Genomic DNA, 12940 nt, shown 5'->3' on the forward strand with positions numbered 1-12940 from the left:
ACATGCTCGATCTTCTGCTGTTTTCCAACTCGACCAACGCCAACAGCGGCTACCTCGACCACGCCCGCGACGAGGTCTCACAATTCCTGGACGGGGTCAACGAAGTCATCTTCGTGCCGTACGCCCTGCAGGACTACGACGCCTACACCGCGAAAGTAGCTGAAGCGCTGGCTGCCCACGGCATGCGGACCCGCGGGCTGCACACCTTTGACTCGCCCCAGGACGCGTTGGCCAAGGCCCGAGCTGTCTTTGTGGGAGGCGGAAACACCTTCCGCCTCGTCTCACAGCTGCACCGGCAGGGACTCATGGATCCCCTGCGAGACGCGGCTCAGTCCGGAACCAGATACATGGGAGCAAGCGCCGGAACGAACATCGCTTCCCCGACTCTGCGCACCACCAACGACATGCCCATCGTCGAACCCCCAAGCTTCTCGACCCTGGGCCTGGTACCGTTCCAGATCAACCCGCACTATCTGGACACGGACCCCGGCAGCACCCACGCCGGGGAAACACGCGAAACCAGGCTGAGCGAGTTCCTCGAAGAAAACGATGTCCCGGTCCTGGGCCTCAGAGAGGGCGCGCACCTTCGAGTCACTGGCACGGCAGGAGAACCCAATTTCACGGCCGTGGTGGGCGGCACTGCCGTCACCCCGGGCCTCGGCCCGGCCATCACCTTCCTCAAAGGCAGGCTGCCCCGGGAAACAACCGGCAATGTGAGCGCGCTCTTCGGAGCCCTTGCGCAATTCGACACGCCCTAACCCTCCGGACATCACTACTCCGGAGTGCGTTGCGCCGTTAGTGGGCCCTACGGCGCCAGGAAATGAGCAGCGCACCCCCGGCTCCCGCGAGCAGCGCGGCTGCGCCGGCAATCCAACCGATCCCGCCGGACCCGGTATAGGCCAGCCGGTTCTCAGTTGTGCCGGATACCGAGGTTGCGGAAGCGACCACGACCACGGCTGTTCGGGTCTCGGTCGGCAAGCCTTCCGGCGTCGAATTGCTCGGGGTCGGAACCACGGTGGGTGTGGAAGTGGCAGTCTTCGTGGGTGTCGGTGTCGGTGTCGGCGTGACAGTCTTCGTGGGTGTCGGTGTCTGCGTCGGGAATGTGCAATCGGCCGTGTTCGTCACCGTGACGGTGTACTGCAAGGGGCCTTGAATGTGAAGCTCGGACGGGCCGAACCACTGCAGATCATGGAGACGTCCGTTGTCAAGGGTGCGGGTCTCATCCGTGAAGGAACTGTTCACCGTGCAGTTGGGGTAGATTGATCTGCTCTTCGATGCTCACGGGCCTGCCGTGGTGGACGTAGTAGACCTCCCCCCACGCAGCAGGATCGGATACCTGGGGCACCGAGTTAGGGCCGTTGTCGTGGCTGAACGTCAGTTTGAGGGCTGCATTGAAGGTGACACCGTCGAGGACGTCACCATTTTTGATGGTCTGGCCATTGACTACCCACACTTTGTTGACCGTGAGCAGGGCACAGTTGGGCATGGTGTTGGGCTTCGCGGGATCACACGTTGAAAAACCCGGAGTGGTGGGATCCGTCGGTGCAGTGGACGGTGAAACGGAGCTGGACAAAGCTGAGCTTCGCTGTGCCGCGGTTGCGGGGACCCCAGGAACCGGAACGGCTGATTTTCCGGCAGTCTCGCCAGCTGCCGGTGACCCCGGAACTGCGGCTCCTGGCGGGGCCGTGGTGGGTTGAGCCGCCGTCGCGGGGGTCGCCGGAGCCGGAACCGCTGGCTTTCCAGCGGTCTCCGAAGCTGCCGGAGACCCGGAAATCACGGGAGCGAGCGGTGCTTTGGCAGCACTGACGCTGTTCTGCGTCCCGGTAGCCGTGGGGAGCTTGGCCGTACCATCGGCCAACGCTGCCCCTGCAACGCTCAACAACAGCAACGGGATGCCGGTGAACACCGCTGCCTTGTTGCCGGTTTGGAAAGTTTGATCATGACTGTCTCCTCCAAGATGCGTGTACGTTTCACGCCAGCCAGTCGCCTATTTCGGGCGGCTTTTTAATTCATCGATTCGATGTTTAAAAAACGAAGTCAAAGCTCCCCCAATGAACGCGAGACGGGGAGCCCGGAGTGGTGAAGGCTCCTCCCAGGGTCCAGGAGGCACGAAGAGCGAGGAGCGCGCTACTCCGGTAAGAGTGCCGACGACCGTGCTCTTCGTGTGCGAGCCTTCACTGTTAAAGAGGAATCACTGGCGGATTCTCGCCCCCGGTTCGCAAAGAATCTTTCCAACCGCGCTCTGCTGTGACTCCCCCGCCGGCCGGGACGCGCCGGGGACATGAGAACGGAGGACTGAATGGTTGAACGAGGGCCTCACGGACGAGGGCTTTGGCATTTCATCGGATCCCCGGCTGTCCTTGCGGCAACATCCGGCCCCGTCTTCGGCTGGCATTGCCTTGCAGCATGGGCTCTCGCGCACAGAGGACGTGGTTGCTCAGTCTCCGTCGGATGCTCACACCGGTGCGTGACCCGACTCAAAGTGTGTCCCAGGCAGTTCGGCCGTCTGGATAACCGTCAACTGCCTGGGACACGGCCTGGCTCGCATTCCGGAGTGACCTCTCGCGTCGTCCCCACAAATCCGTCGAGAAGTCCGTCTCTCACGCGCCAAGCACCCCTTAAGTGTCCCGGGGGCGAAGATCGTGCCGTCATATCGGCGGTTTAATTCCCACAGACTTCTACGTCTTCGCTCGGGCCAGCTCCTTCGGGCTTCCGGAAATTGCCTTGCCAGGTTGGCGACATGTTTCAGGCACTCAGGACACATACATAGTGCCTGGCATGCGAGAGGAGTGTGAAACTCGCCTCTGGCCTGTTAGGGCTCCGCCACGGAGCCGTCCTCCGTGGAGCGTGTGTCAGGCCGTGCCACGGCGGTGGGGGACCCCATGCTTACCCGACCACACGGGGCACGCGCAGGGATCCACGGATCCCCGCAAGGCGTGCGGCCGGATCTGAGACCCCGGCCGCACGCCTCTTTACAACATCATGTTCAACACCTGCTCCAGGGCGCGATCCGCTCTTTTCCAGAGAGACTTGGCCCGATAGACGAAAGGTCCCCCGTGGCTCACGCCGAGAACACGATCATCAACCTGAAGACGGCCCTGCAGTCTCACTAAAAATCGAACACACGCATCCTTCCGGAAATCACACGGCAAATTGGGTAATCGATGTCGATTGCCCATCACCGATCGTGTGGTTGGGCTACTGGACTTTCGGCGACGGCGACTGTGTCACTGGCACCGGCGAACTCGGCCAGCCCGGCGCAACGCCCGACCGGCTCGTGAGGGCACCTGTCCCCGAGGTGCCGGGTATGCCAGTCGGCGTCGGCGTCGCGGTGGGTGACCCGGTCGGCGTCGCGGTCGGCGTCCCGGTAGAGGTGGGCGTCGGGGTCGCGGTGGCCGTAGCAGACGGGCCCGGCGGCACGACCTTCGCCTCCTGCACCCCGCCGGTCACCGCCTGTTCGGGGGGCCTGCCCGGGACGGACCACACAGACCCCGCCGAGACCGCCGAGGCGGAACCCGGCTGGTAGCTGACCATGGCAAGGTCCCCGAGAGGATCAACCTGCCTGGTCGCCAGGAACGTCCAGTTCATCGGGTTGGCATAGACGCCGTTGAGAATCGTCTCGAAGTGCAGATGGCAACCTGTCGAGGACCCCGTGGTTCCCACCCTGGCAATCACCTCGCCCACCCGCACCGACTGCCCCCTGGCCACCGCGATCCCCTGCAGATGGTTATACGTGGTGACCAGGCCGTTCCCATGGTCGATCTCCACCCGGTTGCCGCCGCCCCACGGATGCCAGCCCACAGCGCGGACCACGCCGGAATCGGCCGCATAAACAAGAGCGCCGCAGGCCGCGGCGAAGTCCTGGCCCCAATGAAACTCCCCCGGCAGGCCCGTGAACGGGTCGATCCTCAACCCGAAGGGAGAGCTCGGAACCAGCACCTCAAGGGGAGCATAGAGTTTCCCCGCGGCGGGCCGGTCAAGGGAACTCGACGCCACATTGAGATTGCCGACCCCGTTCCTGTCCAGGGCCTGGACCGGGGAACGCTCAAAAGACACCGTGGCTTTGTCACCCGCAGGAACAGGAGCCCAGGACCGGCTTTGCACCACAGCCCCCGGCACTCCGGAACTGCCGCCATCGGCCGGAAGCATGCCGGGTTCCACTTGGCCGGCAGCCAACGATCCCCCCGCCGATGGTCCGCCCAGGCGCGGGCCCTGGAAGCCGAAAGCAAACGCCACCAAGACAGCGAGGAAACAAGCCGAAAGGACCCGGCCAAATCTTCCAGAGAGCACCAGATCCACGACCTGGCCAGACTCATGATGCTTTCCCACAGCGGCTCCTGAGACGGGCGCTCATCCCCAAGTACGGGCGCGTTCACTTCGTCCCCTCGATAGAAGGGCTTCAAAGGTTAAGAGCACCCCGACATCAGATCATGACAGGGATTTCGGACGAATTGCCCACGAGCCACGGAAGGAACAGTGCCCAAGCATCCACGGGCCTGCCCGGCCCGTGTCAAGACCACGAGGAGCACCATGTATATGGTGAACCCATGAACGACACCAGCCTTACGCCCACCACCGGCGTACTGTTGGCCGGCGGCGCAGGGACGCGCCTGGGCCTCGGGCCCAAGGCACTGCTGCCCTTCCGCGGCCGCACCTTGGTGGAGCTACTCGCCAAGGCGTTGCTCGACGGCGGATGCCACGACGTAGTGGTGGTGCTCGGTGCCGAAGCAGAGGAAGTCCGCCGCACCACAGACCTGGATGGATACCTCGTGGTGGACAACCCCGAGTGGGCGTCCGGTATGGCCAGCTCATTTCGGACAGGTATCGCCGCGGTCGCCCGAGGCCACAACGTCCTCGTGGCTTTGGTAGACCAGCCCAGCCTGACTTCCGGCGTCGTCGCCCGGCTGCTGGCCGCGCACCGACCCGGCCGCGTGACGGCCGCGGGGTACGCGGAGGACGCCCTCAGCGGCAGCGCACCGGCAAAGCTCCGGCGCGGCCATCCCTTAATCATCGACGCTGCACTCAGCGCAGAGGCGGCCGAGTCCGCCGTGGGCGACGCCGGAGCTCGCCGTTTCCTCCAATCCCACCCGGGACTGGTGGACGTTGTGGACTGCAGCGACCTCGCCGATGGAACAGACGTGGATACCAAGGCACAGCTCCACCTTCTGACCGACTAGCCAGCCCAACCGACTAGCAGTAGATGCCGTAATGAAGGCTCAAACGGCATTAATTGCGTGGGCCCACGCCGCCAGGGTTCCCTGGCCTCGCTTGCGAGGCGAGGGTGGCGGTGGGGACCAGTTGGGTGGGGGCGGCGGCGTCCTTGAGCGCCAGGTAGATCTTGTCCCTAGCCATGGGGAGCTCCGCGAACCTCACTCCCGTAGCGTTCCGGATGGCGTTGGCCAATGCCGGCGCCACAGGGTTGAACGGGCTCTCGCTCATGGACTTCGCACCGAGCGGCCCCATCTGATCGTTGGTTTTCGCGAAGTAGACCTCGCTGCGCGGCACGTCCGCGAAAGACGGTATGTGGTACTGCCGCAGGATGTCCGTCGTGACCCGTCCGGCGTCGTTCACGCGGACTTCCTCATACAGCGCAACGCCGAGCGCCTGCGCGATTCCGCCTTCCACCTGGCCGCGGCACTGCCGAGGATTGACCACGACGCCGGCATCGGCTGCCTGTACGCTCTGCAGGATCCGTAGCTCTCCCGTGCTGGCGTTCACTGCCACCCGGAACCCGTGGACGTTGAAGGCGACCGAACGCGGTGTTCCACCCCAACGGCCCTCTGTGGCGAGTTCCACGCCCTGCTGCTGAGCGGCGTCGTGCACCACCGTGAACGGAATCACCCGCTCACCGCAGCGCACCACACCGTCCTCGAGCACGCAATCCGTCTCCGGAACAACGGCGAACGCGGCCGCCACAGACCGGATCCGGACCGCCAGCTCCTGCGCCGCGAGCAAGGTGGCCTGCCCGGCCACAACAGTGCCGGCGGAGCCGAACGCGCCGGTATCGTGCTCCACGAGGTCCGTGTCGGACTGACGGACGGCCACCTTTGACGCCGTGGTGGACAGGGCGGTCGCGGCCAGTTGGGCGTGGACCGTGGTGGTGCCGTTGCCAAATTCGGCGGTCCCGACGGCGGCGTCGAACGTACCGTCCGGCAGGAGCCTAAGGCGCGTGTGGGCGAAGTGGCCGCGAGGCGGAACGGTGTCGATCATGGACAGCGCGGAACCGACGCCGGTGGCCCACTCCGGGCCAAGGTCGTCCAGGCCCGCGTCCCGGTAGCGTTGTGCGCCGCGCTCGAGGGCGTCCCGGACCAAAGCCACGCACTGGTCAAGGCCGTAGCTGCCGTAGAAGACGTCCTCTTCGGGTTCAGGATTCGTCGAAAGCATGTCATCACCCGGCCGGACCATGTTCTTGAGCCGGAATTCCAGAGGATCCATGCCGATTCCGACAGCGAGCTCGTCCACGGCGGATTCGATCGCGAAGATCATCTGGCTCAGCCCGTAGCCACGGAAGGCACCGGCCGGGACGGTGTTGGTGTAAACAGCCTGGGCATCCACCTTCTTGTTGGCGCATTTGTAGACGGCCAGGGATTCGCCGCAACCGTGGAACATCACTCCGGGTGCGTGGTTTCCATAGGCGCCCGTGTTGGTGACCACGTCCAGCTGCATCGCCGTCAAGTGGCCGTCACGGCTGGCTCCGGCCTTGACCTTGATGGTGAAGGGGTGGCGTGTGGTGGTGGCGGTGAATTGCTCGGTGCGGGTGAACTCCACCTGCACGGGACGGCGCAGCTTGAGGGCCGCCATGGCCACGAGGTCCTCGGTGAGCACTTCCTGCTTGCCGCCGAACCCTCCGCCCACGCGGCCGGCCACCACGCGGATGCGGTCTTCCGCGAGATCGAACACGCGGGCAAGGGTGCGCCGGACCAAGAACGGGACCTGGCTGGAGGAACGCACCATGAGCCGGTCCTCCCCCGGTTTCTCCGAGGGTTCCAGCCACGCGATGGAGGAGTGCGTTTCCATGGCGACGTGCTGAACGCGCTGGGTTCGGTACGTGTTCTCGTGAATGAAATCGGCCGCTGCGAATCCGGCCTCCACGTTCCCCAGCTCGGAATGGACCTCCGCCACGACGTTGTTCTGCGGACGGGAAATCCGGGCCGTTTCCCCGTCCTTCTCCCCGTGGATCGCGGGCGCACCGGGAAGCAGCGCGTCCTGCGGCGAGAAGACAGCGTCCAGGAGTTCGTACTCCACCTTGATGGCCCGCGCCCCGGCTTCCGCGGCGCCCACCGATTCGGCGACGACGGCGGCAACCCGCTGGCCGATGAATCGCACCACTTTGTCGAGGACCCGGGTGTCGTCGGGATCGTCGGTGTAGAGCTCGTGCTGGGCCGTTGAGAACAACCGGGCCGGCGCATCCTCGTGCGTGAAAACCGCGACGACCCCGGGTACCCGGAGTGCTGCCGTCGTATCGATGGAAACAATCCGGGCGTGCGCGTGCGGCGAGCGCAGCAGTTTGAGGTGCAGCAGTCCGGGGAGTTGTTCCGCGGGGACGTCAAGCGTGTAGCGGGCAGTGCCCGTGACGACCGCGCGTCCCGCGGGGGCGGGAACGTCGTCGCCGAGCTGGCCCGAGTTGGACTTAACTGCTGTGCCCGCAGTAGCTGGCGCACCGCCGTCGGGCGCGTGGGTGTGACTGCCGCACACAGCGTCCGCGATAGAGCGGTAACCAGTGCAGCGGCACAGATTTCCCTTGAGGTTGCGCGGGAGGTTGGCTTTCTGTTCGTCGTCGAAGGTAGCGGCGGTCATCATCATGCCGGCCGTGCAGAACCCGCATTGGAAGCCCTGGTATTCAAGGAACCGCTGCTGCACAGGATGCAGCTCTCCCCCGCTCGACAGCCCCTCGATGGTGGTGACCGAATGCCCCTCGGCGCGCACGGCCGGGTAGATGCAACTGTGCACGGGTCTGCCGTCCACGTGGACGGTGCAGGCGCCGCAGTCGCCGCCGTCGCATCCCTTCTTGACGCCGAAGTTGCCTTGTTCGCGCAGGAATGTCCGCAGGCACTGGCCTGGGCGGGGTGCGGCCTCGGCGGCGGTTCCGTTGATCTCGATTGCCATGCTCAGGCCTCCTTCTGCTGTGCTGTGTCCATAAACGCGGGCTGGGTGGACGGTTGTTGTGAGGCGGCATTCGGGGGCCAGAAATCGCCCGACACCGAGAACGGCCCTCCAGGTCCAGCCGGGTCGAGCAGTTCCGCGCGGATCTCCTCGGCAAGCCGAAACGTCATGTCCCGACGCCATTCCGGGAGCCCGTGGATATCGTCGTGGTACAGCTCCGGAGGGATTGAGCGCTCGACGGCGGAGGCCAGTCGCTCGGCGTCGGGCACCTCCACGGCCGCGAACCGCAACTGCACAGGCCGCTTGGTGGCGGCGGTGACAGTCAAGACCAGACGGCCATCGGCGTCGAGCCTTCCGATCAGCAGTACCCCCGATCGCCCGAGGTTGCTGAGTGAGAGCCGGCGGAAGGCCACCCGTGCGGAAAGGGCCGACGCCGGCAGTTGGATGCTGCGGAGAAGCTCTCCGGGCGCCAGGCAGTTCTTCCCGTCCCCGGTGACGAACTCGGCGACTGGAACGGTGCGGCTGCTGCCGTGCCGGCCAAGGATGGTGGCCGTGGCGTCGAGTCCGGCGCACAGCGAAATCATGGGCCCGGCAGGGAGTGAAGTGCACACATTGCCGCCCACGGTGGACATGTTCCACACCTTGAAGGAAGCCACGAAAGAGTCGCAGCACGGCCGGAACAGGTCCAAGCCAGGCCAGTTCCGGCCGGCCACGGCGTCCGATACCGGGAGCGCGTAGAGCTCGGCGACAGTGCAGGTGGCGGCAAGCTCTATGCCGGCGTCACCCACGGTCACGGACGGCCAGCCTGCTTGGCCCAGGTCGAGCAAGCGCTTGAGCGGTTCTTCGCTGCCGACCGGACTGCCGTAGGAGAACAGGACCGTGCCGCCGGCAAGCCAGGCGTCGCCGTCGCGCCACTGGCCTGGATCCGTGGTTGCAACCACGGACTCGATGGTGTTCATGTCCATGGGGTCACCTTGCTTTGTTCTCGAGTGCTGTGATCGGGGGTGGTGTGATGGATCGGTCCTGCGCCGTCCTTGAGCGAACCCCAGCCGGACGCCGTTTGGGGCGCGCGGGACGCGAGGATCTCGGCCGTAATGGACACCGCAACTTCAGCCGGGGTGACCGCGCCCAGGTCCAGCCCAATGGGGGAATGAAGCCGTTCGAGCGCCCCGGCCGGGGTGCCTTTGGCCAACAGCCCGTCGATCCGCTGCCGGTGGCTGCGCCTCGAACCCATGGCGCCCACGTAGGCAAGATCCAAAGAAAGGGCGGTCTCCAGTAGGGGAATATCGAACTTGGGATCGTGGGTCAGCACGCACACCACGCTGCGGGAATCGGTCCGGCCTGCGGCTGCTTCTGCGGCAAGGTAGCGATGCGGCCAGTCCGTGACGAGGTGGTCTGCAGCGAGGAAACGTGCCTGGCTTGAAAACGCAGGCCGCGCATCGCACAAAGTGACCTCGTAGCCCAGGAGTTTCCCGGCAGGGAGCAATGCGGCGCCGAAGTCGTTGGCGCCAAAGATCAGCATGCGGGCCGCGGGCAAGCGGCTTTCCACGAAGAGGGTAATGGGTTCGGGTTCCGGCATGGCCCCGCAGCCTTCGGCCGGTGCCAGCCGGACCAGCCCTGCGCGGCCACAATGCAAGAGGGGCTCGAGCTGGGCTGCGGCCGCGCGGATCACGGCGTCATCCCCGCCGAGCAGGGCTGAGAGTTCCCGCGAGCCTGCGGCGGAAAAAACCGCCGGATCGGGAACGACGACCGCGCCTCCCGCAGCATCGAGCCGCCGGATGAGTGCCATGGAGGACGGCCAGCCGCTCGCGGTGTTCAACCCTCCGCCAGCGGCGTTCAAGACGGCCAAGTCCAACCCTGCGGCCCCGGTCGGCTGAATGTGGACTTCCAGCTCGCCACCACAGGTGAGCCCGACGGCGAACGCGTCCTCGGCGCTGTAGCCGAACGACTCGAGGCGACTGCCGCCGTCGCGCATTGCCTCAAGCGCGGCCTCCACCACGGCGCCTTCCACGCACCCTCCGGAGAGGCTGCCGAGGACGTCGCCGTGTTCGGAGACCAGCATGGACGTGCCCAGGGGCCGGGGCACGGAGCCTCCAGCGGCCACGATGGTGGCGACTGCGCATTGCTCGCCAGAGACCGCGGGCCGCCAGCTGCCCAGCGAAGGCATCAATTCCAGCATGGCAACACTTCCTTTACCGAGGTCCCGGACCGGAGACCCTCCCGGGGCAGTGTGCGATCTTGCCTCATATTCTCATTCCTTGCGTGCGTGCGGGGAAGCTTGGGTGTTCGTAATCACCCTTTTCGTAAAGAGGACCGGGGTGGGCCTCTCATTTCCCACCCCGGTCCTTGGCGGAGCGACCGCACCTGACCGCCGCCCGCCGTCGTCGTCCGCGCTATGCGGTTGGAGGACGAGCGGCGGACGCCTATTCATTTGCGGTGACTTGCGGCCGGACCGCCGTCTCAATGGCCGGCTACGCTCCCATCAGCGCGCTGATCGGCCCGCGGGCAAAGTAGATCAGGAAGCCCACGGTCACCACCCACATGAGCGGATGGACCTTCTTGCCCTTGCCTGATGCCGCGTGGATCACGGCCCAGGAGATGAACCCGACGCCGATGCCGTTGGCGATGGAGTAAGTCAGCGGCATGGTGACGATGGTCAGGAAGGCGGGCAGTGCCACGGAGAACTTGGAGAACTTGATCTCGCGGATCTGCGCCATCATCATGGCTCCCACTACCACCAACGCCGAGGCTGCTACCTCGAGCGGAACCACGCTGGTGAGCGGGGTCAGGAACATCGAACCCAGGAACAGCAGTCCCGTGACCACCGAAGCCAGGCCGGTGCGGGCGCCTTCGCCAATGCCGGCGGCGGAGTCGATGTACACGGTGTTCGACGAGCCCGACGTCGCGCCGCCGGCTACCGCGCCCAGGCCTTCGACGATGAAGGCCGACTTGAGCTTGGGGAAAGTCCCGTCCTTGTATGCCACGCCGGCACTTTTAGCGAGGCCGGTCATGGTCCCCATGGCGTCGAAGAAGTTGGTGAACACGAGGGTGAACACCAGCATCGTGGCCGCCAGGCCACCGATCCTCGAGAACGAGCCGAAGAGATCGAAGTGGCCCACCAGGCTGAAGTCCGGGGCGGAAACCAGCTGGCCGGACAGTACCGGGGTGTTGAGGTGCCAGCCACCGGGATTGGCGGCGCTGCCAGGCCCGATGTGCATGACGGCCTCGACGACGGCGGCGAGGACCGTGGTGGCGACGATTCCGATCAGGAGGCCGCCTTGGATCTTGCGGGCCACGAGGATTCCCATGACCAGCAGACCGACGATGAATACAAGCGTGGGGATGGAGGTGATGGAACCATCCGTGCCGAGTTGTACCGGCGGTCCGCCTTTTGTGGCGCGGACGAAACCGGAGTCGACGAAGCCGATGAAGGCGATGAAGAGGCCGATGCCGACGGTGATGGCGGCCTTGAGTTCCTTGGGGACGGCTTTAAAGATCGCGGTCCGGGCACCTGTGGCACCGAACAGGACAATCAGGATGCCGTTGATGACCACCAGGCCCATGGCTTCCGGCCAGGTGACTTCATGGATGACGGCGACTGCCAGGAACGAGTTGATTCCCAAGCCCGCGGCGAGCCCGAACGGCAGGTTCGCGATCAGGCCGAAGAGGACCGTCATGACGCCCGCGGTCAGGCCTGTGACGGCCCCCACCTGCGCTGCCGACAACCATCCGCCGGCCACGTCGGTGGGTGCGTTCTGGGCAGAGAAACCGCCCAGGATCAGGGGATTGAGGATGACGATGTAGGCCATCGTGAAGAACGTGACAATGCCGCCGCGGAATTCGCGGGCCAGCGTGGAGCCACGCTTGGTGATCTGGAAGAAACGATCCAGGAAGGAGTTCGACGCCGGTGGCCTGGGGCTGCTGCCCCGCGTCAGTCCGGGTGCCGTGTGCTTTTCGCCTGCCGCTGTCTGCCCTGCGCCCAAGGGCGCAGCCTGCTTTTCAGTTGCCGTTCGCATTTCTGCGGGGTCCAGGATTGTCATTTCAGCCACCGGGCCCTAGTAGTCAATCCTGGAGTCAAGCGTGTTCCAGGTGTTGAACGGTTCCAGGATGGCCGGCGCCTGGGGGTCGCCCAGTTCCAGCTTGGTGACCGGCATGAGATTGTCCCGGTCCTCGTTCTCGAAGTACTCGTAGAAGACCGCGTCGTCGAAGCCAACGGAGGCGGCGTCGTGCCGGTCTGCTGCGAAAACCACGTTGCCGATGCGTGCCCAGAGAGCCGAGGCCAGGCACATGGGGCATGGCTCGCAGCTCGTGTAAAGGGTGGCTCCGCTGAGATCGAAGGTGCCGAGCTCGCGGCAGGCATTGCGGATCGCGGTGACCTCGGCGTGGGCCGTGGGGTCGTTGGTTGCGGTGACCCTGTTCACGCCTTCGAAGGCGCGGCCATCCGCGGTGACAATGACGGCGCCGAACGGCCCGCCGCTGTTGAGGACATTGGCTGTTGCCAGCTCAATGGAGGTGGCCAAGAAACGTTCGGCCGTGACGGTGGTACTCATGTGCGACTTCCTTAGTGCTGAGGAAGCCTGTAACCAGGGAGGCATCTGAACATGACAGACCAGTGCTGCGATTACCAGGCTTCAGCATGTGCTTTTGAAGGTTTCGCCTGGTAGATAGCTTCCCGGAGTCCGGGTGCCCGCCTTTGGCAAATTGAGATTAGCACCGGAGATGTGAGCCGCGCCATAGTTTCTGGAAAAAAAGTTTCGACATGTGAAATTCGGACTGTTGGGTCGTGTGCCGGGCCGGGCTGCCAGCGTCGGTCACATTGACTCGCTTCAGCGGGGAG

At 65.2% G+C, this 12940-nt stretch carries 10 protein-coding genes; 3 read left to right on the forward strand and 7 right to left on the reverse strand.

Features of this window, described 5'->3' with window-relative positions:
- Positions 1–2 precede the first annotated feature (2 nt).
- Positions 3–758: a dipeptidase PepE gene (pepE, locus tag LFT43_RS17420; RefSeq protein ID WP_395798925.1), complete on the forward strand. Its 756-nt coding sequence runs from the start codon at positions 3–5 to the stop codon at positions 756–758.
- 158 nt (positions 759–916) lie between these two features.
- On the forward strand, positions 917–1153 hold the full coding sequence (locus LFT43_RS17425) for a hypothetical protein (RefSeq protein ID WP_395798927.1): 237 nt from the start codon (positions 917–919) through the stop codon (positions 1151–1153).
- Between the two features lie 66 nt (positions 1154–1219).
- Here LFT43_RS17425 and LFT43_RS17430 read toward each other — a convergent pair whose 3' ends face one another.
- A complete protein-coding gene (locus tag LFT43_RS17430) occupies positions 1220–1906 on the reverse strand; it encodes a hypothetical protein (RefSeq protein WP_395798929.1) in 687 nt (228 codons plus the stop codon).
- A gap of 1292 nt (positions 1907–3198) precedes the next feature.
- A complete protein-coding gene (locus tag LFT43_RS17435) occupies positions 3199–4329 on the reverse strand; it encodes a M23 family metallopeptidase (RefSeq protein WP_395798931.1) in 1131 nt (376 codons plus the stop codon).
- 218 nt (positions 4330–4547) lie between these two features.
- Between LFT43_RS17435 and nboR the strand changes: the two genes are divergently transcribed.
- Entirely contained in the window at positions 4548–5177 is a 630-nt protein-coding gene (gene nboR, locus LFT43_RS17440) for a nicotine blue oxidoreductase (RefSeq protein WP_395798933.1), read from the forward strand.
- A 49-nt stretch (positions 5178–5226) separates the two neighbouring features.
- Here nboR and LFT43_RS17445 read toward each other — a convergent pair whose 3' ends face one another.
- From LFT43_RS17445 to LFT43_RS17465, 5 genes are all read right to left on the reverse strand, one after another.
- Positions 5227–8106 carry a molybdopterin-dependent oxidoreductase gene (locus LFT43_RS17445; RefSeq protein WP_395798935.1) on the reverse strand — a complete coding sequence of 960 codons (2880 nt, stop codon included), beginning with the start codon at positions 8104–8106 and terminating at the stop codon, positions 5227–5229.
- Between the two features lie 2 nt (positions 8107–8108).
- On the reverse strand, positions 8109–9068 hold the full coding sequence (locus LFT43_RS17450) for an FAD binding domain-containing protein (RefSeq protein WP_395798937.1): 960 nt from the start codon (positions 9066–9068) through the stop codon (positions 8109–8111).
- Positions 9059–10282, reverse strand: a complete 1224-nt coding sequence (locus tag LFT43_RS17455) for an XdhC family protein (RefSeq protein ID WP_395798939.1) — start codon at positions 10280–10282, stop codon at positions 9059–9061. The genes LFT43_RS17450 and LFT43_RS17455 overlap by 10 nt, the downstream gene beginning before the upstream one ends.
- A 292-nt stretch (positions 10283–10574) precedes the next feature.
- A complete protein-coding gene (locus LFT43_RS17460) occupies positions 10575–12152 on the reverse strand; it encodes an NCS2 family permease (protein WP_395798941.1) in 1578 nt (525 codons plus the stop codon).
- A gap of 6 nt (positions 12153–12158) precedes the next feature.
- Positions 12159–12653, reverse strand: coding sequence for a nucleoside deaminase (locus tag LFT43_RS17465; RefSeq protein ID WP_395798943.1), 495 nt, complete (start codon positions 12651–12653; stop codon positions 12159–12161).
- Positions 12654–12940: the final 287 nt, after the last annotated feature.

The sequence above is a fragment of the Arthrobacter sp. FW306-04-A genome, assembly GCF_044358315.1.
Taxonomy (GTDB): Bacteria; Actinomycetota; Actinomycetes; order Actinomycetales; family Micrococcaceae; genus Arthrobacter.

Bases quoted from the DNA above. Each gene is read 5' to 3' on its own strand.
- pepE (WP_395798925.1), top strand. From the start codon at position 3: ATGCTCGATCTTCTGCTGTTTTCCAACTCGACCAACGCCAACAGCGGC.
- nboR (WP_395798933.1), top strand. From the start codon at position 4,548: ATGAACGACACCAGCCTTACGCCCACCACCGGCGTACTGTTGGCCGGC.
- LFT43_RS17445 (WP_395798935.1), bottom strand. From the start codon at position 8,106: ATGGCAATCGAGATCAACGGAACCGCCGCCGAGGCCGCACCCCGCCCA.
- LFT43_RS17450 (WP_395798937.1), bottom strand. From the start codon at position 9,068: ATGGACATGAACACCATCGAGTCCGTGGTTGCAACCACGGATCCAGGC.
- LFT43_RS17455 (WP_395798939.1), bottom strand. From the start codon at position 10,282: ATGCTGGAATTGATGCCTTCGCTGGGCAGCTGGCGGCCCGCGGTCTCT.
- LFT43_RS17465 (WP_395798943.1), bottom strand. From the start codon at position 12,653: ATGAGTACCACCGTCACGGCCGAACGTTTCTTGGCCACCTCCATTGAG.